Source organism: Dactylosporangium sp. CA-152071, assembly GCF_050936335.1.
Classification (GTDB): domain Bacteria; phylum Actinomycetota; class Actinomycetes; order Mycobacteriales; family Micromonosporaceae; genus Dactylosporangium; species Dactylosporangium maewongense.
Genome location: NZ_JBNJMZ010000002.1, coordinates 3,583,361 through 3,609,459, shown reverse-complemented (window position 1 = coordinate 3,609,459; position 26,099 = coordinate 3,583,361). Strand labels below are relative to the sequence as shown.

Sequence of the window (26,099 nt, the reverse complement as noted above, 5' to 3'; positions counted from 1 at the left end):
CATTCTCGACATCGGGGGGAAATGCGGACGCCGGGCTGGTGGGGGCGGGTAGCGAACACGCCCTTTCGCTGAATATCATAGGAAGCAATGAGCCTCAGGGGAGGCCGACGCAGAAGGGGGGTGCGGCAGTGAACCGTGACCGTCCGCAGAAGACCGCCATGCTCGTGGCGCAGCGCATCGTCAACGAGATCAGCAGGCAGGGCCGGCAGGTCGGCGACAGGCTCTCGCCCGAGCGGGTCATGCTCGAGGAGTACCAGGTCGGCCGCGGCACCCTCCGGGAGTCGCTGCGGTTTCTCGAGTTGCAGGGCGTCATCTCCCTCAAGCCGGGGCCGGGCGGCGGTCCGATCGTAGAGAAGCCCGACGCCTCTCATCTGGCGACGTCCCTGATTCTGTTGCTGCAGTTCGAGCAGGCGCCATTCCGGTCCATTCTGGAGACCCGTGCCGCCCTCGAGCCGCTCATGGCCCGGCTCGCCTCGCAGCGCATCGACGCCGAGCGGCTGCGCCAGCTCGAAGAATCGGTGCAGAAAATGGGCGAGCACATCGCAGACCAGGGCGTTTTCCTGGAGACGAACAAGAGCTTCCACGACGTCATTGCCTGGGCGTCGGGAAACACCGTGTTCGGCTTCCTGGTCGACGCGCTGCTCGACATCCTCGACGGCACGGTGCTCGGGGTCGACTACCCCGAGCACCGCCGGGGGACGGTGCTCAAGCGGCACCGGTCCATCTACGACGCCATCGCCGCCAGCGACGGTGACGTGGCCGAGGAGTCCATGCGCGAGCACATCGCGGAGATGACGCGCTACCTGGAGAAGAAGTTCGCCTCCACCATGGACGCCTCGATCACCTGGTCAGTCGTGCGCTAGCGGCGCGATCCCGAGGAGGCGGGCCAGGTTGCCACCGAGGATCGCCTCCTCGTCCGCGGGCGGGAGCCCGAGCGCGCGCACCGCCGCGATCTCCGTCGCCGGATCGCTCATCGGCCAGTCACTGCCGTAGATGATCCGGGACGCGCCGTGCCGCGCGATGATCTCGCGCACCCGGTCGGCGTCCAGCCCGCGCAGGGTGGGCGGCCACGAGGTCTCCAGGTGCACGTCGGTGCCGAGCACGGCCTGCTCGGCCTCGTCGAGCCGGTGGTATCCGCCGAAGTGGCACGCGATCAGCTTGAGGCCCGGCACCGTGTCGATGATGGTGCGCAGATGGTGCGGGGCGCCCCGGTCGTTGGCCTGCGCGTCGCCGCCGGCGCCCGCGTGGGTGATCACGACGATGCCCTCCGCGGCGAGCCCGTGCAGGATCTCGTGCACCGCGGGGTCGGCGAGCGAGAGCCCCTGGAAGAGCGGGTGCAGCTTCACCCCGCCGATGCCGTTGTCCCGCAGCGACGCGATGTTCGCGGCGACCGGCAGGTCCGGGTGCACCGTGCCGAACGGGATGAACCGCGACCGGTCGACGCCGCCGATGAACTCGTTCGTCCGCGCGACGTTCTTGGCCACGGTGGCGACCGCGAGCGTCATCGCGAGGTCGATGCCGGCCTCGTCCATGGTGCGCCGCAGGCCGTCCAGCGTGCCGTCGTGGCGCGGGTCCAGCCCCGCCGGTCGTTGCGCGAGCACCTGCGGGGCGATGTGGTCGGGCCACACGTGACAGTGCGCGTCGATGATCATGACTGCAGTCCCTTCAGCAGTTGCTTCGCCAGCGAATCGAGGATGACCTCGGTCGACCCCTCGTAGATGCGCATCGGCCGCGCGCCCCGGTAGAGCCGTTCGATGAGGCCGCCGCGCACCAGCCCGAACCGCCCCATGACCTGGACGGCGCGGTCGACGACCCGGCCCGCGGCCTCGGTGGCCCCGACCTTCGCCATCGACGACAGGTTGAGCGCCGCGAGGGGGTCGCGGCTCGCGGCCGCGGCGGCGCGGTAGGCGAGGCTGCGCGCCATCTCGATCTCGACCCACGAGGTCGCGAGCATCGAGGGCACCGGGCCGAGGCGGGCCACCGGCACGCCGAACTGCTCGCGGCCGGCGGTGTGGCGCAGCGCCTCGTCGAGGGCCGCCTGCGCGAGCCCGACGGCCGCGCCCGCGACCGAGACCCGGAAGGTCGCCAGCGTGGCGAGCACCAGCGAGAAGCCCTTGCCCGGCGGGCCGACGACGTGGTCGGCCGGCAGGCGCACGCCGTCGAGGTGCAGGTCGCCGAGGACGTGCGGCGCGATGATCTGGTGCGGGTTGCTGGCCGAGAAGCCCGGCGCCCCGGCGGGCACGAGGACCAGCGTGAACCCGTCGCCCTGGCGGCCGAGGACGAGATAGAAGTCGGCGTCGCCGCCGTTGGTGATGAACGACTTGTGCCCCGTGACGACGACGTGGTCGCCGTCGGTCTCCACGGTCGTCGCCAGGTTCCGCAGGTCGGAGCCGACCTGCGGCTCGGTGAGCGCCAGCCCGGCGATGGCCCCCAGCGTGGCGACCTTCGGCAGCCACTCCGCCTTGACCCGCTCCGCGCCGCCGACGCCCAGGCCGTAGCTGCCGATGCCCTGCATCGCGAAGAGGGAGTCGAGATGGGCGCTCTCCGCGGCCAGCGCCTCGCGCACGACGGTCACGGCGAGGGCGTCCACCTTCTCGTGCCGCCCGCCGTACGCGGCCGGCACGACCAGATCGGTGAGCCCGCTCGCCGCCAGCTGGGCGCGCATGTCGGGGTCGATGTGGTCGGCCTCGTCGGCCCGGGCGGAGAACGGCCGCACCGCTCTGGCCAGCGCCTGGGCCTGCTCCTGCAGCGCTCTGTACGCCTCCGGCAGCTCAAAAAGTGCCTCGCTCACGGGGCCTCCGTCCTGTAGTCCTGCACCCGTATCTGTGATATTGGTTTATATAGTTAACGTCGGTCAAGCGGCTCGCAGGAGGTTCTCGTGACTGGTGCCGTCATCGTCGACGCGGTGCGCTCTCCCATGGGGAAGGGCAAGGCGTCCGGCTCCCTGGCCGGGCTCCACCCCGTCGATCTGCTCGGGCAGGTGCTCGCCGCGCTCCTCGAGCGCAACGGTGTCGATCCTGCGCTGGTGGAGGACGTCATCGTTGGCTGCGTCGGTCAGGTCGGCGAGCAGTCGGCGACGCCGGGCCGGCAGGCGTGGCTGTCCGCCGGCTTCCCTGATCATGTCCCCTCGGTGACGGTCGAGCGCAAGTGCGGCTCCGGCCAGCAGGCCGTCGACTTCGCGGTGTGGGGCGTCCTGGCCGGTGCCTACGACGTCGTGATCGCCGGCGGCGTCGAGTCGATGAGCCGGGTGCCGATGGGCTCCGGTCGCATGGACGCCGACCCGTTCGGCCCGCGGACCCGCGCACGCTATCCCGGCCTCGTGCCGCAGGGCGTGGCCGCCGAGCTGGTGGCCGCCAAGTGGGGCCTCACCCGCGAGCAGCTCGACGCGTACGCGGCCGAGTCGCATGCGCGGGCCGCCGCGGCCCGCACCGGTGGCGCCTTCGACCGCGAGATCGTCCCGATCCGGGTGCCGGACGGTGCGGGGGAGCGGGTCGTCGACGCGGACGAGACGATCCGCCCGGGCAGCTCCGTGCAGACCCTGGCGAACCTGTCGCCGGCCTTCGCCACCGACCCCTACACCCGGCGGTTCCCCGAGGTCGACTGGAAGGTCACCGCGGGCAACTCCTCGCAGATCACCGACGGCGCGAGCGCGCTGCTCGTCATGAGCGAGGAACGGGCGTCGGCGCTGGGCCTGCGGCCGCGGGCACGGATCGTCGCCTCCGCCGTGGTCGGCGACGACCCCACCCTCATGCTCACCGGGCCGCTCCCGGCGACCCGCAAGGTGCTCGACCGGGCCGGGCTGCGCATCGGCGACATCGACGCGATCGAGGTCAACGAGGCGTTCGCGAGCGTCCCGCTCGCCTGGCGGGCCGAGTTCCCGGTCGACGCCGGGCGCCTGAACCCGCGCGGCGGAGCCATCGCACTCGGGCACCCGCTCGGCGCGTCCGGAGCCCGGCTCATGACGACCCTCATCAACCACCTCGAACAGACAGGCGGCCGGTACGGGCTGCAGACGATGTGCGAGGCCGGCGGCATGGCCAACGCCACCATCATCGAGATCCTTCAGGAGTCGCCCCGATGAATCTTCAGGGAAACAGTGCCGTCGTCACCGGAGGCGCCTCGGGCCTCGGCCTGGCGACGGCCCGCCGGCTGGTCGACGCGGGGGCGCACACCGTCATCCTCGACCTGCCGACGTCGGCCGGCGCCGAGCGGGCCGCGGAGCTGGGTGACCGGGCGTGCTTCGTGCCCGCCGACGTCACCGAGCCCGACCAGGTCGCGGCCGCCCTCGACGCGGCCGAGCGGGTCGCCCCGCTGCGGGCGCTGGTGCACTGCGCGGGCCGCGGCGGCACCGTGCGCCTCGTCGAGCGCGACGGCTCGCCGGGGTCGCTGGAGCTCTACGAGACGCTGGTCCGCCTCAACCTCGTCGGCACGTTCAACGTGCTGCGCCTCGCCTCGGCCCGGATGGCGGCGAACGAGCCGGTCGACGGCGAGCGCGGGGTGTGCGTGCTCACCGCGTCCGTCGCCGCGTGGGAGGGGCAGGTGGGCCAGATCCCGTACGCCTCGGCCAAGGCGGGCGTGGTCGGCATGACCCTCGTCGCGGCCCGCGACCTCGCGACGAAGCTCATCCGCGTCTGCACGATCGCGCCGGGCATCTTCGACACGCCGATCCTCGACCGCTTCTCCGACGAGATCAAGCAGGGGCTGGCCCGGACGGTGCCCAACCCGGCCCGGCTCGGGCAGGCCGACGAGTACGCGGCCCTCGCCGTGCACATCATCGGCAACGCGTACCTCAACGGCGAGACGATCCGCCTCGACGGCGCCGTCCGGATGCAGGCCCGCTGAGATGGTCGACCACATCATGGAGCGGGTCGCCGCCCCGGCCGTGGCCGGGGACGACCGGTGCCCGCCGCCGGTGCTCGTCGAGGTGTCCGACGGCGTCCTCGTCGTCACCATCAACCGGCCCCAGGTCCGTAACGCCATCGACCTCGCGACCGCGCGCCGGATCGCCGCCGCCATGGAGCGGCTGGACGCCGATCCGGGCATCACCGCCGGTGTCATCACCGGCGCCGGCGGGACGTTCTGCGCCGGCATGGACCTGCAGGCGTTCCTGGCGGGGGAGCGGCCGTCGGTCCCGGGCCGGGGCTTCGCCGGCCTCGTCGAGCGCCCGCCCGGCAAGCCGCTCATCGCCGCGGTGGAGGGCTTCGCCGTCGCGGGCGGGTTCGAGATCGTGCTCGCCTGCGACCTGGTGACCGCCGCCGAGGGCGCACGGTTCGGCCTGCCGGAGGTGAAGCGGGGACTGCTCGCGGGCGGCGGCGGCCTGCTCCGGCTGCCGTCGCGGGTACCGCTGCAGCTGGCGATGGAGTGGACGCTCACCGGCGACACGTTCACCGCGGAGAGAGCGGCCGAGGTCGGGCTCGTCAACCGGCTCACGCCGCCGGGAGGGGCGCTCGACGCGGCGCTCGAGCTGGCGCGTCGCGTCGCCGCCAACGGGCCGCTCGCGGTCCGGGCGACGAAACGGATCATCGTCGAGTCGCGCGACTGGCACTCCTCGGAGGCGTTCGCCCGGCAGGCGGAGATCTACGAGCCGGTGCGGTCGTCGGAGGACGCGAAGGAAGGCGCGCGCGCCTTCAAGGAGAAGCGGCCCCCGCGCTGGCACGGCCGGTGAGCGGGCACCGAAGGAGACGACATGGCTGACATCGAGGTCGAAGAGCGCGGTCACGCCCTGTGGGTGACCATCAACCGTCCGGATCGCCGCAACGCGTACGACCTGGACATGGCGCGGGCGATGACCGCGGCCGTCGAGGGCGCCGCCCGGTTCGACGCCGTCGTGCTGACCGGGTCCGGCGGCGCGTTCTGCGCCGGCGGCGCGCTGGCCAACCTGGGCGATCCCGACCCGGACGCCCTGCGTGAGCTGTTCACGGCGTCCTTCCGGCTCGTCGACGCGATCCGCAACTGCCCCCGGCCGGTCATCGCGGCCGTCGACGGTGCGGCGGCCGGCGGCGGCAACGAGCTGGTCATCGCCTGCGATCTCGCGATCGCCACGCGGCGCTCGACGTTCGGGCAGACCGGCCCGAAGGTGGGCTCGGCCCCGGTGCTCGGGGCGACGAACGTCCTCGGGGTCCAGATCGGCGAGAAGCGGGCCAAGGAGATGGCGATGCTGTGCCGCCGCTACCCGGCCGAGCAGGCCCTCGCGCTCGGCCTCGTCAACGAGGTCGTGCCCGACGGCGAGCTGGAGCCGGCGGTGGAGGCGATGCTCGCCGAGATCCACCGGCTCAGCCCGCGCTACCTGGAGATCACGAAGATCAGTTCCAACCTCTGGTGGAACGCGTCGAAGGACAACATGGCCGCCGGCGTCGGGATGCTCATCCAGGCCATCGGCAGCCCGGACATGGTGGAGGGCGCCCGGGCCTTCCTGGAGAAGCGCCGGCCGAACTTCCGCGGCGACTGACCGGGCTCACCCGCGCCTGCCGGTACGCCGGAGGCCCCCGGCGCGACGCACACCCCTGCGGCGTCGCGGGTGTCTCCCCGAGATGTCCGAACGGTTACCAGGTTGAGCCGTTCGAATTCCTTGTAATGTTGACCACACCCCAATTCATGATTATGGTAACCATAATCCCTTGGTCTTGATGAAAGGAGCGTCGAATGCTCGGCGTTCGCCTCCCCCGGCTCGCCGGCCGCACCGGCGCCGCCGTCGCCACGGCCCTCGCCGTAGCGTTGTCGCTCAGTGCCTGCGGTTCCGATCCCCAGTCCTCGAAGTCGGACGGCACCGGCGGTCCGACCACGGTCCGCGTGGGGATCACCTCCAGCATCAACAACGCGACGATGAACCTCGCCATCGACGGCAAGCTCGGCGACGCGCACGGCATCTCCCTGCGCCGGCAGAACATCGCCGGCGCCGGCAGCACGAACCAGGTGGCGGCGCTGCTCGCCGGCGACGTCGACGTCGCGGTGGGCGGCACCAACACCGTGATCGACGCGATCGCCAAGGGCGCGGACGTGCAGATCATCGCCGGCATGGCGCCGCTGCTGTTCAGCCTGACGATGCGCAACGAGGCGGCCCAGAAGACCGGCGTCGCCCCCGACGCGCCGATCGAGAACCGGCTCAAGGCGCTCAAGGGCCTGCGGATCGCGGTGAGCCCCAGCGGCTCGACCGGCAACATCGTGCTGCGCACGATCCTCGAGGGTGTCGGCCTCAAGCCCGACACCGACGTCCGCTTCGTGCCGCTCAACGACCTCGGCGCCATCCCCGCCGGTCTCATCCAGGGCACGTTCGACGCCAGCTTCGCCGCGGTCGGGAGCGGCGAGGTGGCCGTGGCCCAGGGCAAGGCCGTCACCTGGGTGTCGCTGCCCAAGGGCGACGTCACGTCGCTGAAGGACTACCAGGGCATCGTGACCTATGCGTCGCGGTCGTACATCGAGAAGAACCCCGACACCGTCAAGGCCGTGCACGACGCTCTCAACGACGGCCAGAAGATGACCGTCGACCAGCCGGACAAGGCCGCGGAGCTGTTGAAGAGCAACGTCTTCAAGGAGATGGACAAGGCGGTCTTCGACAACATGTGGGCGCAGTGCAAGAGCGCCTACCCGGCGGGCAGCAACTTCACCGAGGTCAACTGGAAGACGCTCGTCACGCTCTTCGACGCGACGTCGGAGAACGACTACGCCGCACTCAAGTACGACAAGCTCGTGGCGCCCGTCGCCCGGGGGAACTGATGACGGGGCAGGGCACGATTTTCGAGGTGCAGGACCTCGCCATCGGGTTCGGTGAGCGCGACGACATCCTCCACGGAGTCGACCTCACCATCGAGCGCGGTGAGTTCCTCACGCTGCTCGGGCCGAGCGGCTGCGGCAAGACGACGATCCTCAACCTCGCGGCCGGGCTGCTCCGGCCGCGGGCCGGCCACGTCCGGTTCGCGGGGGAGCCGATCAACGGGGTGAACCGCAACGTCGGCTACATGACCCAGGACGACACCCTGCTGCCGTGGCAGACGGTGCAGGCGAACATCGGCCTGCCGCTGCGGATGCGCAAGGTGCCCAAGGCCGAGATCGCCCGCCGGGTCGGCCGGTACCTGGAGATCCTCGACCTCGGCCACGCCGCGAACCTCCTGCCCGGACAGCTCAGCGGCGGCATGCGCCGGCGCGCGCTGCTGGCCCGCAGCATGATCTACGAGCCCAAGTTGCTGCTCATGGACGAGCCGTTCGCGGCGCTCGACGCGCAGATGCGTCACCAGATGCACATCGAGCTGCGCGAGACCGTCAAGCGCGCCGGTCAGACGGTCATGTTCGTCACGCACGACATCACCGAGGCGGCGAAGATCTCCGACCGGGTGCTGATCGTCGGCGGCGGCCCTCCGGGCGGGATCGTGGCGGAGTACCGGCTGCCGTTCGGGGTCGAGCGAGACCTCGACGCGCTGCGGTTCACCGACGAGTTCGCCCGGGTCGAGCAGGAGCTCAACCGTGGTCTGCTCGACGCCAGGTCGAAGGCCACCGCTGACGGAGGAGGCAACGGGTCATGACCGACACGCTCGTCGGGAACCGCCCGGCCCAGAAACGCAAGGCGACGCAGCGCCGCTCGGCCCGCCGGCACCGCCTGATGGTGCTCGGCATCCAGGCGCTCGTCATCGCCGTCGTGCTCGTCGCGTGGGAGCTGGCGTCCGGCCGCGTCGTGCAGGAGCTGCTCATCAGCCGGCCCTCCGAGTTCCTGCCGACGCTGTGGGGCTGGGTGACCGACGGCACCCTGCTGACCAACGCGGCGGCGACCTTCCGCAGCGCCGGGCTCGGCCTGCTGTGCGGCGGCCTGCTCGGCATCCTGGTGGGTGTCGTGCTCGGCCAGGCCAAGACGCTCGCCGAGATCTTCGAGCCGATGATCACCGCTCTCTACACGATGCCGAAGCACGCGCTCATCCCGCTGTTCATCATGTGGGTGGGCATCGGCAGCGGGCTGGGCGTCCTCACCGCGGCCGTGATCGTCTTCTTCCTGGTCTTCTTCAACACCTTCTTCGGCATCCGAGAGGTGCGGCCGTCGCTGGTCAACTCCGTGCGCATCATGGGCGGCTCGGAGATCGACGTCATGCTGCGGGTCCGGCTCCCCTCGGCCCTCATCTGGGTCGTCGCGGCGCTCAAGCTCGCCGTGCCGCAGGCCGTCGTGGGTGTCGTGGTGGCCGAGATGCTCGCCGGCGACAGCGGCCTGGGCTACCTCGTCGCCCGCAACGCGGGCATGTTCAACAGCGCCGGCACCTTCGCGGCGCTGGCCACACTGCTCATCGCCGGGTTCCTCATCGACCGGCTGATGAGCTGGGTGACGAAGAAGCCGCTGGAGTGGAAGAACAACAACAGCGCCATGTGACACGAGGCGGAAAACCGGCGAGGCCCCCGAAACGCTCGCGTTTCGGGGGCCTCGCCGTCAGCGGTCCAGGCCGGCGAGCAGCCGGGCGATGACCAGGGCCTGCCGCGTGGCGAAGACGAGCCGGCGCGGCGCGTAGGCGTCGCCGAGCACGTGCACGTCGGCCCGGCCCTGCTCGCGTGCCAGCGCGTGCAGGCCGGCCTCGGAGGTGCCGCCGCACGCGAGCACGACGGTGTCGAACCCGGTCAGCTCGTGGGCGCGTCCCGAGTACGTGTGGCGCACGTGCACCACCCCGTCCCCGATCGCCACGACCTCCTCCATGATCCGCACCTGGACGCCGAGCGAGTCGAGCCGGCCGAGCACCGAGCCGACGATGTAGCGGCCGAGGAGCTGGGCGGGCACGTGCGTGGAGTAGAGCAGCGTCACCTCGCAGCCGCGGTGCGCGAGGGCCTCCGCGACGGCGAGCGGCGCCAGATGGTCGTCCTGCACGACGACGGCGACCCGCCGGCCCACCGGTGCGCCGCGCAGGGCCGCCCGGCCCCCGACGACGTGGGGGAGGTGCACGCCCGGCAGGTCGGGCACGCGTTCCCGCGCGCCCGTGGCCACGACCAGGGCCGCCCCGGGGTCCGCCGCGGCGAGGTCCGCCGCGCCGAAGGCCGTGCCGAGAAGCACCTGGACGCCGAGCGAGCCGAGCCGGCGCTCCTGCCAGTCGAGGTACTCGCCGAGCCGTCCGAACGACGGGGCGAGCGCCGCCGTGCGCAGCTGCCCGCCGAGCGCGTCGGCCCGCTCGACCAGCGTCACCGCGGCGCCGGCCTCGGCGGCGAGGGCAGCCAGCTCCATCCCGGCCGGTCCGCCGCCGACGACGAGCACCGGCCGGTCGACGCGTGCGCCGTTTGGCCACGGACCGTCGACCTCGCGGGCGGTGTGCGGGTTGACGGCGCAGCCGAACGGCAGGCCGTCGACGTAGCGCCGGTTGATGCAGTCGTTGCCGCCGACGCACGGGCGGATCGACTGGTGCTCGCCGGCCCGCGCCTTGACGAGCAGCTGCGGGTCGGCGACGTGGGCCCGGGCCATCCCGACGAGGTCGGCGTCGCCCCGCGCGACGATCTCGGCGGCCAGTCGGGGGCTGTTGACCAGCCCCGTGTAGACGACCGGCACCGACAGCGTCTCCCGGTACCGCCGGGCGAGCCCCGACCAGGTGCCGGGCTCGTAGAAGTGGGGCTGGATGTAGCTCGGGTGTCCCCAGGTCGAGCCGTAGACCATGTGGAAGTAGTCGACCAGGCCGGTCGCCTCGATGCGGCGGGCGATCTCGACGCCCTCGTCCAGCTCGTAGGACCCGGGCACCGCCAGGTTCATCCGCACGCCGAGCGCGCCGTCGCGGCCGAACGCCGCGCGGGCGCGCTCCAGCACCTCGATCGGCAGGCGCATGCGGTTCTCCAGGGAGCCGCCGTAGTGGTCCGTGCGGTCGTTGGTGCTGGGGGAGAGGAACTGCTGGGTCAGGTCCTCGTGGTTCATGTGCAGTTCGAGCACGTCGATGCCGGCCTGCCGGGCGGTCCCGGCCGAGAACTCGTACTCGTCCAGCAGCAGCGCGAGCTCGTCCACCGTGATCGCGTGCGGGGCGAGGAAGTTCACCGGCGTCGCGAACCGGTCCGACGGGGCGTGCGGGTAGCCGCCGTTCATCGTCAGCTGCGTGGCGGCCAGCGCGCCCGCCTCGTGCATCGCCGCGCTGTACCGGCGCACCCGCTCGACGTAGTTCGCGCCGCGGAATGCCCCGTGCACGACGGCGCTGATGCCGGACGGCTCGAACCCGGGCGCCAGGACGTTGCTGATCCGCCCCGGGATCGTCGACCAGGCGATGCCCGCCCGCGCCCGCTCGGCGAGGTACGCGATCGCCTGCCCGGCCTCCGCCTCGGTGCCCCAGAGGTTCCCGATCGCCGAGGAGTGCGGCGGCATGACGACCCGGCTCCGCGCGGTGAGCGCGCCGATGCGGATCGGTGTGAACAGGTCCATCAGACCTCCCGGACGTGCACGGCGGCGTCGACGGCGACGGCGCCGGTGGCGCCGACGATGACGGGGTTGAGGTCGAGGGCGGCGATCCAGTCGCCGCCGGCGAGCAGGTGTGACACGCGGGAGATCAGCTCGGCGAGGGCGGCGACGTCGTGCCGGGCGCCGCGGTAGCCGTCGAGCACCGGCCAGATCCGCAGCCCGCGCAGCATGGCCTGCGCCTCGTCGGCGGTCACCGGGCAGCGGGCCAGCACCCGGTCGCTGAACACCTCGGTGAGCACCCCGCCGGCCCCGACGAGCACCATCGGGCCGAAGTCGGGGTCGCGCACCCCGCCGACGATGACCTCGGCCCCGGTCGCCTGCTCCGCGAGCAGGATGCCGTGCGGCTGGAGGTGGTGCGTGTCGACGGCCGCGGCGAAGCTCTCGACGGCCGCCCGCACCTCGTCGTCCGTGCGCAGGCCGACGGCCACGAGCCCGAGGTCGCTCTTGTGCTCGATCCCGACGCAGAGCTGCTTCGCGACGAGCGGCCGGCGCAGCCCGGCGGCCGCGCCGAGCACGTCGCCGCCCGGGGCGACGAGCACCTCGCGGGCGACGGCGACGCCGTGCCCGGCGAGGAAGCGTTTGGCGGCGTCCTCCGTCGGCGCGCCCCCCGCCCATGCCGGCGGCGGTGCGGTGCCGACCGGCTGCGGCGCGGGACGGCGGGGCCGCCGCGGGCGCGCGACGACGCCGAGGGCGCGCAGGGCGGCGTCCGTGTCGGTGAACGCCGGCACCCGCGACGTCCGCAGCAACCGCTCGACGGTGGCCGTCATCGCACCCGCCGACCAGCTGGAGACGACGGTCGGCACGCGGGTCGCCGCGGCCGCGTCGAGGATCACCGGCAGCAGGCGCTCGGCGTCGTGCGCGCTCCAGGTGGGCAGCGCGACGAGGACCGCGTCGAACGCGTCGCCGGCGGTCGCCTCGTCGAGCATCCGCCGCAGCAGCGCCGGGTCGCCGATGACGGCGCCGGTGAGGTCGAGCGGGTTGCCGGGCGTGCCGAAGCGCATGAGCCGGCGTAGCCGGTCGGTGCGTTCGGCGTCCAGCGGCGGCGCCGACAGCCCGGCCGCCTCCGCCCGGTCGGCGGCGTAGCTGCACTCGCCGCCGGAGGGGGACACGACGAGCAGGCGGTCGCCGCGCGGGAGCACACCGCGGGACAGCAGGTCGGCGACGTCGACGAGCGCTTCGAGGGAGTCGACGACGTGGACGTCCTCCTCGGCCATGACGGTCCGGAAGACGTCGTGCGAGCCGGTCATCGCGCCGGTGTGCCCGAGCGACGAGCGCGCCGCCGCGTCGCTCGCGCCGACCTTGAGGGCCACGAGGTGCTTGCCGGCGTCGCGCGCGGCGCGGACGGCGGCGACGAACGCGTCCGCCCGCCGCACCTGTTCGAGGAAGAGCGCGATCACCGACGTGTGCGGGTCGCCTGCCAGCGCCGTGACGAGGTCGGCGACGTCGACGTCGCACTCGTTGCCGACGCTGATCAGGGCGCGGGTCCCGAGGCCCCGGGCCGTGGCGAGGTTGACGACGTTGACGCCCATCCCGCCGCTCTGGCTGACCACGGTCACCGAGCCGGGGAGCAGGTGCTGGGCGATGTTGAGGGTCGGCGTCGCGATGACGCCGTCGACGGGGCTGAGCACGCCGATGCAGTTCGGGCCGACGATCCGGGTGCCGGTCGACCGGGCGATCCGGCTCAGCTCGGCCTGCGCCGCCCGGCCGGCCGCGCCCTCCTCGGCGAAGCCGGACGTGCAGACGACGACGTGCGCGACGCCGGCCGCCGCGCACTGCCGGGTGACGTCGAGCACGCGGTCGGCGCCGACGAGCACGTACGCGGTGTCGACCGGCCCTGCGTCGGCGATCGACGGGACGCACGGCAGCCCCAGCACCTCCTGGTACTTCGGGTTCACCGGGACGATCCGCCCGGGGTAGCCGGTGCGCAGCAGGTTGGCGATCGCCCGGCCGGGGTGCCGGTCGACCCCTGGTGAGGCGCCGACGACGGCGATGGATCGCGGGGCGAGCAGCCCGGCGAGGTCGAGCGCGGGCCGGCTCGCAGTAGCGACGGTATCGGCGGTCACGGCGTCCTCCGGAGGGGTGTGGGTGGTCAGCGGGTGAGCAGCACGACCTTGCCGGCGGCCCGGCGCTCCTCGATGTCGAGGAGGGCCTGAACCGCCCGGTCGAGCGGGTAGGTGGCGTGGATCTGCGGGCGCAGGGACCCGTCGGCGAGGCCGGGGGTCAGCGCGGCCCATTGGGCCGCCGGGAAGTCGGGGTGCAGGCGGGTGTACGGCCCCCACGCGACCCCGCGCACGTCGATGTTGGCGAGCAGCAGGCGGTTGAGCCGCAACGCGCCGATGGAGCCGGACGCGAAGCCGAGCACGAGCAGCCGCCCGAGCGGGGCCAGGCAGCGCACCGAGTCGAGCGCGAGCTCGTCGCCGCCGACGGTGTCGACGACCACGTCGACGCCGGCGCCGCCGGTGACGTCGCGGGTCTGGCGCAGGAAGTCGGACGCCTCGACCACGTGGTCGGCGCCCGCGCGGCGGGCCGTCCCGGCCCGGCCGGGGCTGGACACCACGGCGACGACCTCGGCGCCCAGCCACTTGGCCACCTGGACCGTCGCCGTCCCGACGCCGCCCGCCGCACCGTGCACGAGCACCCGGGTCCCGGCCCGGACCTCGCCGCGCACGACGAGCGCGTAGTGGGCGGTGAGGTAGTTGAGGGGCAGGCAGGCGCCCTCGGCGAACGACGTGGCGTCCGGCAGGGGGAAGACGTGCGTCGCCGGCGCCGCGACGGCCTCGGCGGCGGCGCCGACGGGCAGCCAGCCGGCGACCCGGCCGCCGGGGGCGATCCCGGCGCCGGGCGGGGCCTCGCGCACGACGCCGGCGAAGTCGACCCCCAGCGTGAACGGCAGGTCGGGCTTGAGCTGGTAGCGCCCGCGGCTGAGCAGCAGGTCGGGGAAGGCGAGGCCGACCGCGTGCACGTCGACGAGGTAGTGCCCCTCCGGGCGGACCGGCGCGGGCACGGTGGCGACCTCGAGGGCCGCGGGCCCGTCGAGGCGGGTCACCCGCACGGCGCGCACGCTGTGCACGCCGGGGTCCCCGGAGCTCATGCGGCGGCGGGTGCCGACACGACGCCCGCGGCCTGCAGCAGCCCCAGCTCCTCCTCGCTCATGCCGAGGCGGTCGAGGAGCACCTCGCGGGTGTGCTCGCCCACCCCCGGGACGCCGGCGTACGCCGGGCCGTCGTAGCCGTCGATGTGCAGGATCGGCCCCGGCACGACCACGTCGCCGAGGACGGTGCCGGTGAGCGGCCGCAGGGTGCGCTCGCGGAAGTGCGGGTCGCCGGCGATGTCGCTGGCGTCGTTGACCGCCGCCGCGACGACCTCGTGCCGTTCGAGGATCGCCAGCACCTCGTCCCGGCCGTGCTCCTGGATCCACGCCGTGACGATCTTCTGCAGGCTCTCGTTGTTGGTCATCCGCGCGGTGTTCGTCGCGTAGCGCGGGTCGGTCTTGAGGTCGGCGCGGCCCATCGCGTCGAACAGGCGCATCGCGATCGTCTGGTTCGACGCCGCGATGGCCAGCCAGCCGCCGTCGCCCGCCTGGTAGATGCCGCGCGGCGAGGCCGCGCCCGAGGAGTTGCCCTGCCGGCGCATGATCTCGCCGGACGCGGTGTAGTGCAGGACCGCGTCGCCGAGCATGAACATGAGCGGTTCGTAGAGCGCGATGTCGACCTCGGAGCCCTCGCCGGTGATGCCGCGGCGGTACAGCGCCATCGCCGTGCCGTAGGCGGCGGAGATGCCGGCGATGGAGTCGGCGAAGCCGAACGGCGGGGCGGTGGGCGGGGTCTCCGGCCAGCCGTTGAGGAACGCGTATCCGGCGATGACCTCCGCCACCGTGCCGAAGCCGGGTCGCTCGCGGTTCGGGCCGTCCTGCCCGTAGCCGCTGACCCGGCACATCACGAGCCGCGGGTTGATCTCGCGGAGGGCGGCGAAGCCCAGCCCCCACGCCTCCATGCGGCCCGGGCGGAAGTTCTCGATGAGCACGTCGGCGTGCGCGACCAGCCGCTTGACGACCTCCCGCCCCTCGGGGGCGCGCAGGTCGACGCCGACCGAGCGCTTGCCGGAGTTGAGCCGCGCGAAGCCGATCGACTGGCCGAGGTGCGCCGGCTGCCATTGCCGCGCGAAGTCCCCGGCCGCCGGGTCCTCGACCTTGATGACGTCGGCGCCGAAGTCGCGGAGCATGCGGCCCGCGGTGGGCGCCGCGTACATCGACCCGAGCTCGACAACCGTCACTCCTGCCAGGGGTCCTGTCAACCTGACCACGCTCCTTCACTGAATTACTAGGCGCATGATATACATAGATCGACCCGGGGGCGAGCCCCCGTGGCGCCGAAGGAGCCAGCGCGACGGCGTCGCCGGTCATGCCCTGTCCGTCGACGGCGGATACGTGTCCCGCTGACGGAGGGTGGTCCACCATGCACCAGCAGTTCGATCTCACCGGGCGGGTCGTCGTCGTCACGGGCGGCAGCCGCGGTCTCGGGCGGGCGATGGTCGAGGCGTTCGCCGCCGCCGGCGCCGACGTCGTCATCGCCAGCCGCGACGGCCAGGCGTGCGCCGACTACGCGGCGGACCTCTCCGCGCGGACCGGCCGCCGGGCGCTCGGGCTCGGCGTGCACGTCGGCCGGTGGGACGACCTGGAGCCGTTCGTCGACCGGGTCTACGAGGAGTTCGGCCAGGTCGACGTGCTGGTGAACAACGCGGGCATGTCGCCGCTCTACGACGGCGTCGAGAACGTCACCGAGGCGCTGATGGACAAGGTCCTCGACGTCAACCTCAAGGGCCCGTTCCGGCTCACCGCGCTGGTCGGCACCCGGATGGCCGCCGGTCGCGGCGGCAGCGTCATCAACATCTCCAGCGCGGCCGCCACCCGTCCCCGCCCCGGGCTGCTGCCGTACGCCGCCGCGAAGGCCGCGCTGAACGCGCTGACCACCGGGTTCGCGCACGCCTTCGGCCCGTCCGTGCGGGTCAACGCGATCGTCGCCGGCACGTTCCTCACCGACATCAGCCGGTCGTGGGACATGGAGGCCTTCGCGCGGCGGGCGGAGACGTTCGCCGCGAAGCGGGGCGGTGAGCCGCACGAGATCGTCGGCGCGGCCCTCTACCTCGCCTCCGACGCCGCCAGCTACACCACCGGCGCACTGCTGGCCGTCGACGGCGGCCAGCCGTAGCACAGGGCCTGGCCCTCCACACCCCAACCGCACGAGGGAGGACGCGTGCTCACCTACAACGACCTGACGATCCCGATCAAGGATCCGGGCGACTGGACACTTGCCAACGTGCTGCGAGGCCAGGCGGCCGAGCGGCCGGACGCCGTCTACCTCGACGCACCCGAGGAAGGGCGCACCTGGACGTACGCCCAGGTGCTCGACATCAGTGAGAGTGTCGCCTCGACGATGCTCGACGCGGGGCTCGTCGTCGGCGACCGGGTGCTCATCCAGGCGGGCAACTCCTCCAAGCTGGTCTTCACCTGGTTCGGGTCGATGGTCGGCGGGCTCGTCGAGGTGCCGATCAACACGGCGTACGAGTACGACTTCCTCGCCCACCAGGTGCGCACGAGCGACCCGCGCTGCGCGGTCATCGACGACGTGTTCGCCCAGCGCTTCGTCGACGTCGCCGACGCCTGCGCGGGCATCACGCGCTACTGGGTCATCGACACCGGCCACCTGGACGAGGCGCTGGCCACCCTGCGCGGCGCCGGCTGGCAGGCGGACCCCTTCGACGACCTCCTGGAGCGCCGCGACGTCACGCTTCCCGTGCCGCGCGGCCGCGAGCTCGGCGCCATCTTCTTCACGTCGGGCACGACGGGCCCGTCGAAGGGCGTCGCGATGCCGCACTCGCAGTTCTACTTCGACGCGTGCGAGAACGTCGCGCTGACCCGGCTGACCGCCGACGACGTGTACATGGTGACGACGCCGCTGTTCCACGGCAACGCGCAGTGGCTCGCCGCCTACCCGGCGCTCGTCGCCGGCGCCCGGTTCGTGCTGCGTCGCAAGTTCAGCGCCAGCCGGTGGATCGACTGGGTGCGCGAGAGCGGCGTGACGGTGACCAACTTCCTCGGCGTCATGATGGACTTCGTCTGGAAGCAGCCGGAGCGGCCGGACGACGCCGACAACGCGCTGCGGTGCATCTTCGCGGCCCCGACCGCGAGCAGCATCCTCGACGGCTTCCGCAAGCGGTTCGGCGTCGAGGCGTTCGTGGAGGTGTTCGGCCTCACCGAGACGTCGATGCCGATCCTCTCGCCGTACGGGGTGGAGCGCCCGCCGGGCGCCGCGGGGCTGCTCGTCTCGGACTGGTTCGAGATCCAGCTCGTCGACCCGGAGACCGACGAGGAGGTGCCGGTCGGCGAGGTCGGCGAGATGGTCGTGCGGTCGAAGTACCCGTGGACCCTCAGCTCCGGCTACTACGGCATGCCGGAGAAGACCGTCGAGGCATGGCGCAACCTGTGGTTCCACTCGGGTGACGCGCTGCGGCGCGACGAGGACGGGTGGTACTACTTCGTCGACCGGTACAAGGACGCCCTGCGCCGCCGCGGCGAGAACATCTCCAGCTACGAGGTGGAGCAGGCGATCCTCGCCCACCCGGGCGTGGTCGAGTGCGCGGTGGTCGCGGTCCCGGCACCGGTCGAGGCCGGCGAGGACGAGGTGCTCGCCTGCGTCGTCGTCACCGGCGCGGCCGACCCCGCCGAGATCCGCGAGTTCGCCTCCCGCCGGATGCCGGCGTTCGCGGTGCCCCGCTTCATCCGGGTCGTGGACGCGCTGCCCCGGACCCCGTCGGAGAAGGTCCAGAAGAACGTGCTGCGCCAGGCCGGGGTCACCCCGGACACGTACGACGCTCTCGCCTGAGAGACCAGGAGGGCCGCTCGGCGGGCGGCCCTCCTGCTACATCGATCGGCCACAACGGAGGTGGACATGTCGAGCCAGTCGAACTCTTCCGGCCGGCTGACGGATCAGGACCCGGTGGCGGCCGGCGCCCCGTTCCGGTTCGTGGTGGAGGAGGGCAAGGTCCACGAGTTCGCCCGGGCGACCCGGTCGCGGTGCGAGGAGCACCTGCGGCCGGAGGACCCGCTCGCGCCGCTGACCTTCCTCACGGCGTCGCAGCTGTGGATGGCCCCGGAGCACAGCGCGTGGCACGGCGTGGAGCGCGACTTCCGCTCCGTGCTGCACGGGGAGCAGGAGTACGTCTTCCACGCCGGGCCGCTGCGCGCCGGCGACGTGCTGACCGCCCGGCAGTTCATCGAGCGGACCTACGAGAAGGCGGGTCGGCGCGGCGGGACGATGCGGTTCACGGACGTCGTGACCCGGTTCTGGCGCGCCGGTGAGGCGGAGCCGGTCGCCGACATGCGGACGGTGACGATCACCGTGGAGTCGACCGCCGGCCCGGCCGCCGCGGCGCCGGCCGCCGCCCCCGTCGCGGGCGACGAGCCGCCGCTCACCGTGACCGACTTCGTCCGCTACCAGGGCGCGTCGGGCGACTTCAACCCGATCCACCACGACCCGGGCTTCGCCCGGGCCGCCGGCTACCCGGGGCCCTTCGCGGTCGGGATGCTCGCCGCCGGCGTCGCGGCGAACCGGATCGCCGAGCGGGCCGGGACGGCCGCCGTCCGCCGCCTGCGGATCCGGTTCCAGTCGACGGCCTGGCCGGGCGACGTCCTCTCCTACGTGGTCAGCGAGGACGGCCCGACCCTCAGCGCGACGGTCACGCGGCCGGACGGGTCGGTGCACCTGACCGCCGGCGCCGAGCTGGGCGCGTCCTGAGCGGGCCGCTGCGCGGCGTCCGCGTGGCGGCGATCGAGCCGCAGTTCTTCGCGGCCCTGCTCGACGGGCTGGGCCTGGCCGCCGAGGGCGACCAGCACGACCGGACCACGTGGCCGGCCCTGCGCGCCCGGATCGCCGGCCGCGTCGCCTCGCGCACCCGCGACGAGTGGGTCGAGATCTTCGCGGGCCGCGACGCCTGCGTCTCGCCCGTGCTGTCCTTCGCCGAGGCCGCCGCCCACCCGCAGGCCCGGGCCCGCGACGCGTTCGTCACCGTCGACGGTGTCGTCCAGCCGGCTCCGTCGCCCCGCTTCGCCCGCACCCCTGCCGCCCCGCGTGGCACCGCCCGGGACACAGCGCCCACCGATCTCGGCACCGTCGTCGCCGCCTGGCGCCCCTGACAGGAAGGGCGCCGGGCGGCGGCTTCAGTGCGCGGCGCTGCCGCCGTCGCGGGCGGCGGCGAGCACGGCGCGGGTGGCCTCGAGGCCGAGCCGGGCGCGTTCGGGCACCGGCAGCGCGCGCATCCGGTCGCTGAGGACCTCGACGCCGACCGGTGCCGTGACGCCCAGCGACTCGACCAGGCGCATCAGGCCGGCGAGGTCGAACTCGCCCTCACCGGGCAGCTCGCGGCGCTGGAAGGTGTCGTCGAGGTGGCCGCCGACGACCTCGTGCCGGCCGTCGCTGATCTGGATCGTGAGGATCCGCTCGGGCGGGATCGCCCGCAGCATGTCCTCGGTGGTGCCGCCCCGCCGCAGGTGCCAGGTGTCGAGCACGATGCCGCCGTTGCCGCGGCCGGCCTGTCGCACCAGGTCCCAGCCGAGGCCGAGGTCCGGGACGCCGGTCCACGGCAGGCACTCCAGGGCGACCTTCAGCCCGTGCCCGGCGGCTCGGTCGCAGACCGCCGCGAACCTTTCGGCGAGCATCTCAAGGGCCTGTTTGGGGGGCAGGTCGACTGCGCCGGTGATGAACAGGACGTGCCGGGCGCCGACGGCCTCGGCCAGCTCGTAGAGTGCCCGCTCGTGCGCCACCGCCCGGGCGCCCTGCTCGCCGTCGGCCCACCAGTCGGCCGCGAAGCCGACCTCGATCACCTCGAGGCCGTGCTCGTCCAGCCGGGCCCGCAGGTCGGCGTCGGTGCGGCCCGCGGCGCGGTCCTCCTTGACGTGGGCCGGCCGCAGCCCGATGCCGTGATACCCGGCGGCGGAGGCCGCCGCCAGGCGCTCGTCGAAGGACGCCTCATTCACCATCGAGGCGCAGAGATAGATCTCCCGTAGCACGCGGCCTCCTCAGTACGACCTGGGCAGGCCGAGCACCTTTTCGCCCAGGTAGGCGAGCACGAGCTCGTTGGCGATCGGCGCGATCCGCTCGATGCGGACGTCCCGCCAGTAGCGCTCGACGTGGTACTCCTTCGTGTAGCCGTATCCGCCGTGCACCTGGATGGCCCGGTCGGCGGCCTCGAAGGCCCACTCCGACGTGAGGTACTTGGCCTCGTTCGCCTCCTTGGCGCACGGCAGCCCGTTGTCGTAGAGCCAGGCGGCCTTGCGGATCAGCAGCTCGGCCGCGTCGAGCTTGGCGAGCGAGTCGGCGAGGGGGAACTGCACGCCCTGGTTCATCCCGATGGGACGGCCGAACACCACCCGCTGCTTCGTGTACTCCACCGCGCGGCGCAGCGCGGCGCGGCCGATGCCGAGGCAGACCGAGGCGACGATGATGCGCTCGGCGTTGAGGCCGGCCAGCAGGTACTTGAAGCCCTGGCCCTCCTCGCCGATGCGGTCCTCCTCGGGCACGAACAGGTCGTCGATGAAGAGCGTGTTCGTGGACACGACGTTGCGCCCCAGCTTCGGGATCGGCTGGACGTCGATGTGTGCACGGTCCATCGGCGCGAGGAAGAGCGTCATGCCCTGCGTCGACTTCTCGACGTCCTTCTTGGGCGTGGTACGGGTGATGAGCAGCACGCGGTCGGCCTGCTCCGCGCGGGAGATGAAGATCTTGCGGCCGTTCACCAGGTAGCCGCCGTCGACCTTCTTGGCGAACGTCGTGATGCTCGTCGTGTCGGTGCCGGCGTCGGGCTCGGTGACCCCGAAGCAGACCTGCAGCTCTCCGGCCGCCGCCGCGGGAAGGAAGCGCTGCCGCTGCGCGTCGCTGCCGTACTTGACGACCGGCTCCAGCCCGAAGAGCGCCACCTGGACCATCGTCGCCGCGTTGAGACCGCCGCCGTTGCCGGCTACCTCCTCGATGAGCAGCGCCGCCTCCTGCACGCCGGCGCCGCCGCCGCCGTACTCGGCCGGGGTGCAGATGCCGAGCCAGCCCGCCTTCGCCATCGCGTGGTAGAAGTCCCAGGCGAACTCGTGGTCGCTGTCCTTGCGCATCCAGTACTCGTCCGGGAAGTCCTTCAGGACCGCCCGCACGCCCTCGCGGATGTCCCGCTCGGCTTCGGCGCTCAACATGTCGACCACGTGGCGACCTCCCCAACTTGGCAATTCATGATTATGATACGTAGCATACCGTCCGGTCGACGCCTTGGGAACGCCCGGGCGCGGGACGATGTGGGGAGCCCAGCCGACGATGCTGCGACCGTACCGATCAATGCTGTTCCTGCCGGGACACCGCCCGACCTGGGTGGAGAAGGCGATCCGCGCCGGCGCGGACGCGATCTGTCTCGACCTGGAGGACGCCGTCCCGGCGGGGGAGAAGGAAGCGGCGCGGGCCGTGGTCGCCGAGTCGGTCGGCCGCGCCAAGCGGCTCAAGCCGAACATCGGCGTCCTCGTGCGGGTCAACGGCCTGCCGACCGGGATGACCGGATTCGACCTCGAAGCGGTGATGGTGCCGGGCGTCGACGGGATCTTCGCGCCGAAGATCGAGGACGCCGCCGACGCGCTGCGCTTCGACACGCTCGTCGAGTGGTTCGAGCGGCGCAACGGCGTCAGCGACGTCGGCCTCGCGATCCCCATGGAGACCGCGAAGGCGTTCGCGAACGTCGAGGCGATCGCCGCGTCGACCCCGAGGATCGGCATCATCCTCGGCTCGACCGCCGAGCACGCCGACGTCGCGCGGGAGATCGGCTTCGAGTGGACCCCGCAGGGGCTGGAGACGCTCGCCCACCGGGCGCGCGTGCTGCTCGCCTGCCGCGTCGCCGGGGTGCACGCGATGACCGGGCTGTGGGAACGCATCCACGACCTCGACGGGCTGCGGGCCTTCTGCGACCAGGGCCGTCAGATCGGCTTCCGCGGGCAGATCGCCATCCACCCGTCGCACGTGGACGTCATCAACCAGGCGTTCGGCCCGTCGCCGGAGGACATCGCCTTCTACCGCGGGCTCGTCGAGGCGTACCAGGCGGCGGCCGACGCCGGCAGTGGCGCGGCCGTCTACCGCGGCCGCCACATCGACAAGGCGCACGTCGACAAGGCGACCGAATGGTTGGCGCGCGCCGAGCAGGTCACGGAGTTCGACGCGGCACCGGCCGCCGAGGGAGAGGGGCAGCACGCATGACGCTCAAGGGTCTGTACTTCGAGGAGATGGAGATCGGGGCGGAGTTCAAGCACGAGCTCACCCGCACGGTCACCGAGATGGACAACGTGCTCTTCACGTCGTTGACGATGAACGTCGCGCCGCTGCACCTCGACGCCGAGTACACCAAGACGCTGCCGTACGGCCAGCGCCTGGTCAACAGCCTCTACACGGTCGGGCTCATCGGCGGCATGACCGTGCCCGGCCTGGTCTTCGGCACGTCGCTGGGCAACCTCGGGTACACGCTCATCGAGTTCCCGAACCCGGTCTTCCACGGCGACACCCTGCGCGCCGAGACGACGATCCTCGACAAGCGCGAGTCGAAGAGCGACCCGACCCGCGGCATCGTGTGGTTCGAGCACCGCGGCTACAACCAGCGCGACGAGGTGGTCTGCCTCTGCAAGCGCACCGGCATGATCATGCGCCGCCCACCGGCCGAAGGATGAGCCTCGTTCCCGCCGGCGGCATCGAGGGGCCGGTGCTCACCGAACTGCGTGCCGAGGTGCGGCGGTTCCTCGCCGAGGAGATCGCCACCGGGGCGTTCGTGCCGCGCGTCGACACGTGGGTCACCAGCTGGGACGTCGAGTTCACCGGCCGGCTCGCCGCCCGCGGCTGGCTGGGCATGGTCATCCCCCGGCGGTACGGCGGCCAGGAACGCACCTTCCTCGAACGGTTCGTCGTCACCGAGGAGCTGCTCGCCGCCGGTGCCCCGGTCGCCGCGCACTGGATCGCCGAGCGCCAGATCGGCCCGTCGCTGCTGAAGTACGGCACCGAGGAGCAGAAACACGCCTACCTCCCCGGCATCAGCCGGGGCGAGATCTTCTTCGGCATCGGGATGAGCGAACCCGACTCCGGCTCGGACCTCGCCAGCGTGCGGACCCGCGCGGAGCGGGTCGACGCGGGGTGGCGGCTCACCGGCACGAAGGTGTGGACCAGCGGGGCGCACCACGCCGACGCGTTCTTCGCCCTGGCCCGCTCCGCGCCGCTGGACCCGGCGCGCCGCCACGACGGCCTGTCCCAGTTCATCGTCGACCTGCACGCGCCCGAGGTGCACATCCGGCCGATCGTCTCGATGGGCGGCGACCACCACTTCAACGAGGTCCACCTCGACGGGGTCTTCGTCCCCGACGACCGGGTGCTCGGGGCGATCGGCGACGGGTGGCGGCAGGTGACCTCCGAGCTCGGCTTCGAGCGCAGCGGGCCCGAGCGCATCCTGTCGACGTACCGGCTGCTCGCGGCGACCGCCTCGGCGATGGCCGACGGCCGGCTGCCGCGCGACGCCGGTCTGGGCCGGCACGTCGCCCGGACGGCCGTGCTGCACCAGATGTCGTTCGCCGTGTCGACCGCACTGGAGGAACACGCCGACGCCGACACCGCCGCCGCGCTGGTCAAGGTGCTCGGCACGACGGGGGAGGGCGACATCGCCGACTACGTCGACATGCTCATCGGGACCGGCCGGGCGCCCGGCGACGAGGAGCTGGTCCGGCTGCTGCGCTCGGCGGTGCTGCAACGGCCCGGATTCACCCTGCGCGGCGGCACGAACGAGGTGCTCCGCGGTGTGATCGCACGAGGACTGGGGCTGCGCTGATGACCGATCGCCCGACCGAGCTCGTGACGCCCGTGGTCGCGGACCCCGACGTCGTCGCGCTGCTCAATGACATCTTCGGCCGGTACCGCAAGGAACGGCCGCCCCGGCAGGCGGACGCCGACCTGGACCGCGACCTGTGGCGGCAGCTCGACGACCTCGGGCTGACCCGGCTGTCGGCGCCCGAGGCGAGCGGCGGCAGCGGCGCGAGCTGGGCCGAGGCCGCCGCCCTGCTGTCGGTCGCCGCGGGCGCCGCCGCGCCGGTGCCGCTCGCCGAGCACGACGTGCTCGGCGCGTGGCTGCTCGACACCGCCGGGCTGCCCCACGACGGCGCGCTGCGCACGGTGTGCCGGCCCGACCCCGCGGGCGCCGCCGCCGACGTGCCGTGGGCGCGCTCCGCGGACGCCGTGGTGGCCCTCTGGCGGGACGACCGTGACCGGTGGCTGGTCGCCGACGTGCCCGCCGCGCGGCTCGCCGTCGACGAGCGCCGCAACCTCGCGGGCGAGCCGTCCGACACGGTGCGGTTCGACCGCGCCGACCTCGCGGCGGGCGTCGAGGTGCCGCCGGCGGTCGCCGAGCAGTTCCGCCTGCGCGGCGCCCTGGCCCGCACGGCGCAGGTCGCCGGCGCGATGGAACGGGTCCTGGAGGTGGTGCTGACGCACGCCAACGAACGGGTCCAGTTCGGCCGCCCGATCGGCAGGTTCCAGGCCATGCAGCACCTCGTGACGGACATCGCCGCGGAGACCGCGCTGGCCCGGGCCGCGACGGACGCCGCGGTCGCCCGCGCGGTGGCGTCGGACTGGCAGGATCCCGGGATGCTCTTCGCGGTCGGCGTGGCCAAGTCCTGTGCGGGCCACGCCTCCTCCGTCGTCGTCCGCGGGGCGCACCAGGTCGTCGGCGCCATCGGCACCACCCTGGAGCACGAGCTGCACACCCTGACCCTGCCGATCCTCGTCCGGCGCGGCGAGTACGGATCGGTGCACCACTGGGACGAGACCATCACCCACCTGGCGGCGTCCGCCGGCCACGACGGGCTGTGGACACTGATCACCACGGGCCGTTCCGGCCAGGAAACCGAGGAGGTTCGCGCATGACCGAGATCCGCTACGAGGTCGGCGACGGCGTCGCCCGCATCACCCTCGACGCCCCCGACCGGCGCAACGCCCTGTCGGTCGAGATGTCGCGGGAGCTGACCGACGCGGCGCTCACCGCCGGGGCCGACAGGTCCGTGGGCGCGATCGTGGTCAGCGGCGGCGCCCACTTCTGCGCCGGCGCGGTCCGCAGCGTGCTCGCCGACGCGGGCCGGGACCCGGCGGAGGACGGCGCCTACCGCAACCTGGAGACGGTCTACCAGGCGTTCACGACCGTCGGCTCGGTCGGCGTGCCGACCGTCGCCGCGGTGCGGGGTGCGGCCGTCGGTGCCGGCCTCAACCTGGCGCTGGCGACCGACCTGCGCATCGTCTCCCGCACCGCCCGGTTCCTGCCCGGCTTCGCCCAGATCGGCATCCACCCCGGCGGCGGTCACTACACGCTCCTCGCCCGGGTGGCCGGCCGCGAGGCGGCGTCCGCGCTCGGTCTCTTCGGCGACGAGGTCGACGGCGAGCGTGCGGTCGCGCTCGGGCTGGCCTGGGCGGCGTACGACGACGGCGAGGTCGAGGAGCAGGCCCTGACCATGGCGCGGCGCGTGGCCCGGGACCCGGAGCTGGCGCGGCGCATGGTCGCGAACTTCCGCCGCGAGACGACCTCGGGCGGGGTGTCGTGGGACGTCGCCGTCGAGCTCGAACGCCCCGCGCAGATGTGGTCCCTGCGCCGCCGATGACCGAATGGGTGC

At 73.0% G+C, this 26,099-nt stretch carries 25 protein-coding genes; 17 read left to right on the top strand and 8 right to left on the bottom strand.

The features are described 5' to 3' along the window. Positions 1-158: 158 nt before the first annotated feature. Positions 159-863, top strand: coding sequence for a FadR/GntR family transcriptional regulator (locus ACQEVZ_RS56210; protein WP_433384328.1), 705 nt, complete (start codon positions 159-161; stop codon positions 861-863). Here the strand turns inward: ACQEVZ_RS56210 and ACQEVZ_RS56205 are convergent. Both ACQEVZ_RS56205 and ACQEVZ_RS56200 read right to left on the bottom strand, forming a co-directional pair. Next, the gene (locus tag ACQEVZ_RS56205; RefSeq protein ID WP_344502058.1) at positions 849-1,652 is read right to left on the bottom strand and encodes an amidohydrolase family protein; all 804 of its coding nucleotides are present in this window, start codon (positions 1,650-1,652) and stop codon (positions 849-851) included. The genes ACQEVZ_RS56210 and ACQEVZ_RS56205 overlap by 15 nt on opposite strands. Next, positions 1,649-2,791 carry an acyl-CoA dehydrogenase family protein gene (locus tag ACQEVZ_RS56200; RefSeq protein ID WP_344502059.1) on the bottom strand — a complete coding sequence of 381 codons (1,143 nt, stop codon included), beginning with the start codon at positions 2,789-2,791 and terminating at the stop codon, positions 1,649-1,651. Before ACQEVZ_RS56200 ends, ACQEVZ_RS56205 begins: the two co-directional genes overlap by 4 nt. Positions 2,792-2,878: 87 nt before the next feature. Between ACQEVZ_RS56200 and ACQEVZ_RS56195 the strand changes: the two genes are divergently transcribed. From ACQEVZ_RS56195 to ACQEVZ_RS56165, 7 genes are all read left to right on the top strand, one after another. Next, positions 2,879-4,081, top strand: a complete 1,203-nt coding sequence (locus ACQEVZ_RS56195) for a thiolase family protein (RefSeq protein WP_433384323.1) — start codon at positions 2,879-2,881, stop codon at positions 4,079-4,081. Beyond that, positions 4,078-4,842, top strand: a complete 765-nt coding sequence (locus ACQEVZ_RS56190; protein WP_433384320.1) for an SDR family NAD(P)-dependent oxidoreductase — start codon at positions 4,078-4,080, stop codon at positions 4,840-4,842. The genes ACQEVZ_RS56195 and ACQEVZ_RS56190 overlap by 4 nt, the downstream gene beginning before the upstream one ends. Before the next feature lies 1 nt (position 4,843). Continuing rightward, complete coding sequence (locus ACQEVZ_RS56185; RefSeq protein ID WP_344502062.1) at positions 4,844-5,665, top strand: crotonase/enoyl-CoA hydratase family protein; 822 nt, start codon at positions 4,844-4,846, stop codon at positions 5,663-5,665. A gap of 21 nt (positions 5,666-5,686) precedes the next feature. Continuing rightward, positions 5,687-6,448, top strand: a complete 762-nt coding sequence (locus ACQEVZ_RS56180; protein ID WP_344502063.1) for an enoyl-CoA hydratase/isomerase family protein — start codon at positions 5,687-5,689, stop codon at positions 6,446-6,448. A 194-nt stretch (positions 6,449-6,642) separates the two neighbouring features. Then, positions 6,643-7,713, top strand: coding sequence for an ABC transporter substrate-binding protein (locus ACQEVZ_RS56175; RefSeq protein WP_433384315.1), 1,071 nt, complete (start codon positions 6,643-6,645; stop codon positions 7,711-7,713). Positions 7,714-7,739: 26 nt separating this feature from the next. After that, positions 7,740-8,516, top strand: coding sequence for an ABC transporter ATP-binding protein (locus ACQEVZ_RS56170; RefSeq protein WP_433384312.1), 777 nt, complete (start codon positions 7,740-7,742; stop codon positions 8,514-8,516). Continuing rightward, the gene (locus ACQEVZ_RS56165) at positions 8,513-9,346 is read left to right on the top strand and encodes an ABC transporter permease (protein ID WP_344502066.1); all 834 of its coding nucleotides are present in this window, start codon (positions 8,513-8,515) and stop codon (positions 9,344-9,346) included. Before ACQEVZ_RS56170 ends, ACQEVZ_RS56165 begins: the two co-directional genes overlap by 4 nt. Before the next feature lie 57 nt (positions 9,347-9,403). Here the strand turns inward: ACQEVZ_RS56165 and ACQEVZ_RS56160 are convergent, their stop codons facing one another. The 4 genes from ACQEVZ_RS56160 to ACQEVZ_RS56145 are packed head-to-tail and all read right to left on the bottom strand — an operon-like array spanning position 9,404 to position 15,661. Further along, positions 9,404-11,353: an FAD-dependent oxidoreductase gene (locus ACQEVZ_RS56160; protein ID WP_433384309.1), complete on the bottom strand. Its 1,950-nt coding sequence runs from the start codon at positions 11,351-11,353 to the stop codon at positions 9,404-9,406. Then, the gene (locus ACQEVZ_RS56155; RefSeq protein ID WP_433384306.1) at positions 11,353-13,452 is read right to left on the bottom strand and encodes an acetate--CoA ligase family protein; all 2,100 of its coding nucleotides are present in this window, start codon (positions 13,450-13,452) and stop codon (positions 11,353-11,355) included. Before ACQEVZ_RS56155 ends, ACQEVZ_RS56160 begins: the two co-directional genes overlap by 1 nt. 26 nt (positions 13,453-13,478) lie before the next feature. Then, positions 13,479-14,480 carry an NADPH:quinone oxidoreductase family protein gene (locus ACQEVZ_RS56150; protein ID WP_433384303.1) on the bottom strand — a complete coding sequence of 334 codons (1,002 nt, stop codon included), beginning with the start codon at positions 14,478-14,480 and terminating at the stop codon, positions 13,479-13,481. Continuing rightward, a complete protein-coding gene (locus ACQEVZ_RS56145; protein ID WP_433384300.1) occupies positions 14,477-15,661 on the bottom strand; it encodes a CaiB/BaiF CoA transferase family protein in 1,185 nt (394 codons plus the stop codon). The genes ACQEVZ_RS56150 and ACQEVZ_RS56145 overlap by 4 nt, the downstream gene beginning before the upstream one ends. A gap of 182 nt (positions 15,662-15,843) precedes the next feature. Here ACQEVZ_RS56145 and ACQEVZ_RS56140 point away from each other — a divergent pair, with 182 nt between their 5' ends. The 4 genes from ACQEVZ_RS56140 to ACQEVZ_RS56125 all read left to right on the top strand — a co-directional run bounded on the left by ACQEVZ_RS56140 (position 15,844) and on the right by ACQEVZ_RS56125 (position 19,580). Beyond that, positions 15,844-16,596, top strand: a complete 753-nt coding sequence (locus tag ACQEVZ_RS56140; protein WP_344502071.1) for an SDR family NAD(P)-dependent oxidoreductase — start codon at positions 15,844-15,846, stop codon at positions 16,594-16,596. Positions 16,597-16,641: 45 nt separating this feature from the next. After that, on the top strand, positions 16,642-18,270 hold the full coding sequence (locus ACQEVZ_RS56135; protein ID WP_433384297.1) for an AMP-binding protein: 1,629 nt from the start codon (positions 16,642-16,644) through the stop codon (positions 18,268-18,270). A 66-nt stretch (positions 18,271-18,336) separates the two neighbouring features. Next, complete coding sequence (locus tag ACQEVZ_RS56130) at positions 18,337-19,182, top strand: FAS1-like dehydratase domain-containing protein (protein ID WP_433384294.1); 846 nt, start codon at positions 18,337-18,339, stop codon at positions 19,180-19,182. A gap of 23 nt (positions 19,183-19,205) precedes the next feature. Continuing rightward, positions 19,206-19,580, top strand: a complete 375-nt coding sequence (locus ACQEVZ_RS56125; RefSeq protein ID WP_433384291.1) for a CoA transferase — start codon at positions 19,206-19,208, stop codon at positions 19,578-19,580. 24 nt (positions 19,581-19,604) lie between these two features. On the opposite strand, the gene ACQEVZ_RS56120 is transcribed toward ACQEVZ_RS56125, so the two are convergent. Beyond that, positions 19,605-20,453 (bottom strand): sugar phosphate isomerase/epimerase family protein, encoded by an 849-nt coding sequence (locus ACQEVZ_RS56120; RefSeq protein WP_344502074.1) that lies wholly within the window; start codon positions 20,451-20,453, stop codon positions 19,605-19,607. 9 nt (positions 20,454-20,462) lie between these two features. Continuing rightward, the gene (locus tag ACQEVZ_RS56115) at positions 20,463-21,623 is read right to left on the bottom strand and encodes an acyl-CoA dehydrogenase family protein (RefSeq protein ID WP_344502339.1); all 1,161 of its coding nucleotides are present in this window, start codon (positions 21,621-21,623) and stop codon (positions 20,463-20,465) included. Between the two features lie 139 nt (positions 21,624-21,762). On the opposite strand from ACQEVZ_RS56115, the gene ACQEVZ_RS56110 reads away from it, so the two are divergent. The 5 genes from ACQEVZ_RS56110 to ACQEVZ_RS56090 are packed head-to-tail and all read left to right on the top strand — an operon-like array spanning position 21,763 to position 26,087. Next, positions 21,763-22,665 (top strand): HpcH/HpaI aldolase/citrate lyase family protein, encoded by a 903-nt coding sequence (locus ACQEVZ_RS56110; RefSeq protein ID WP_344502075.1) that lies wholly within the window; start codon positions 21,763-21,765, stop codon positions 22,663-22,665. Then, positions 22,662-23,129 carry a MaoC family dehydratase gene (locus tag ACQEVZ_RS56105; protein ID WP_344502076.1) on the top strand — a complete coding sequence of 156 codons (468 nt, stop codon included), beginning with the start codon at positions 22,662-22,664 and terminating at the stop codon, positions 23,127-23,129. The genes ACQEVZ_RS56110 and ACQEVZ_RS56105 overlap by 4 nt, the downstream gene beginning before the upstream one ends. Continuing rightward, complete coding sequence (locus ACQEVZ_RS56100; RefSeq protein ID WP_433384287.1) at positions 23,126-24,271, top strand: acyl-CoA dehydrogenase family protein; 1,146 nt, start codon at positions 23,126-23,128, stop codon at positions 24,269-24,271. The genes ACQEVZ_RS56105 and ACQEVZ_RS56100 overlap by 4 nt, the downstream gene beginning before the upstream one ends. Continuing rightward, a complete protein-coding gene (locus ACQEVZ_RS56095) occupies positions 24,271-25,362 on the top strand; it encodes an acyl-CoA dehydrogenase family protein (RefSeq protein WP_344502078.1) in 1,092 nt (363 codons plus the stop codon). Before ACQEVZ_RS56100 ends, ACQEVZ_RS56095 begins: the two co-directional genes overlap by 1 nt. After that, positions 25,359-26,087 carry an enoyl-CoA hydratase-related protein gene (locus ACQEVZ_RS56090; protein WP_344502079.1) on the top strand — a complete coding sequence of 243 codons (729 nt, stop codon included), beginning with the start codon at positions 25,359-25,361 and terminating at the stop codon, positions 26,085-26,087. Before ACQEVZ_RS56095 ends, ACQEVZ_RS56090 begins: the two co-directional genes overlap by 4 nt. Positions 26,088-26,099: the final 12 nt, after the last annotated feature.

What these genes read in the sequence shown, in the direction of transcription:
- ACQEVZ_RS56210 (WP_433384328.1), top strand. Translation starts at nt 159, where the DNA reads ATGCTCGTGGCGCAGCGCATCGTCAACGAGATCAGCAGGCAGGGCCGG.
- ACQEVZ_RS56205 (WP_344502058.1), bottom strand. Translation starts at nt 1,652, where the DNA reads ATGATCATCGACGCGCACTGTCACGTGTGGCCCGACCACATCGCCCCG.
- ACQEVZ_RS56190 (WP_433384320.1), top strand. Translation starts at nt 4,078, where the DNA reads ATGAATCTTCAGGGAAACAGTGCCGTCGTCACCGGAGGCGCCTCGGGC.
- ACQEVZ_RS56185 (WP_344502062.1), top strand. Translation starts at nt 4,844, where the DNA reads ATGGTCGACCACATCATGGAGCGGGTCGCCGCCCCGGCCGTGGCCGGG.
- ACQEVZ_RS56180 (WP_344502063.1), top strand. Translation starts at nt 5,687, where the DNA reads ATGGCTGACATCGAGGTCGAAGAGCGCGGTCACGCCCTGTGGGTGACC.
- ACQEVZ_RS56175 (WP_433384315.1), top strand. Translation starts at nt 6,643, where the DNA reads ATGCTCGGCGTTCGCCTCCCCCGGCTCGCCGGCCGCACCGGCGCCGCC.
- ACQEVZ_RS56165 (WP_344502066.1), top strand. Translation starts at nt 8,513, where the DNA reads ATGACCGACACGCTCGTCGGGAACCGCCCGGCCCAGAAACGCAAGGCG.
- ACQEVZ_RS56160 (WP_433384309.1), bottom strand. Translation starts at nt 11,353, where the DNA reads ATGGACCTGTTCACACCGATCCGCATCGGCGCGCTCACCGCGCGGAGC.
- ACQEVZ_RS56150 (WP_433384303.1), bottom strand. Translation starts at nt 14,480, where the DNA reads ATGAGCTCCGGGGACCCCGGCGTGCACAGCGTGCGCGCCGTGCGGGTG.
- ACQEVZ_RS56140 (WP_344502071.1), top strand. Translation starts at nt 15,844, where the DNA reads ATGCACCAGCAGTTCGATCTCACCGGGCGGGTCGTCGTCGTCACGGGC.
- ACQEVZ_RS56130 (WP_433384294.1), top strand. Translation starts at nt 18,337, where the DNA reads ATGTCGAGCCAGTCGAACTCTTCCGGCCGGCTGACGGATCAGGACCCG.
- ACQEVZ_RS56115 (WP_344502339.1), bottom strand. Translation starts at nt 21,623, where the DNA reads ATGTTGAGCGCCGAAGCCGAGCGGGACATCCGCGAGGGCGTGCGGGCG.
- ACQEVZ_RS56110 (WP_344502075.1), top strand. Translation starts at nt 21,763, where the DNA reads ATGCTGTTCCTGCCGGGACACCGCCCGACCTGGGTGGAGAAGGCGATC.
- ACQEVZ_RS56105 (WP_344502076.1), top strand. Translation starts at nt 22,662, where the DNA reads ATGACGCTCAAGGGTCTGTACTTCGAGGAGATGGAGATCGGGGCGGAG.
- ACQEVZ_RS56100 (WP_433384287.1), top strand. Translation starts at nt 23,126, where the DNA reads ATGAGCCTCGTTCCCGCCGGCGGCATCGAGGGGCCGGTGCTCACCGAA.
- ACQEVZ_RS56095 (WP_344502078.1), top strand. Translation starts at nt 24,271, where the DNA reads ATGACCGATCGCCCGACCGAGCTCGTGACGCCCGTGGTCGCGGACCCC.
- ACQEVZ_RS56090 (WP_344502079.1), top strand. Translation starts at nt 25,359, where the DNA reads ATGACCGAGATCCGCTACGAGGTCGGCGACGGCGTCGCCCGCATCACC.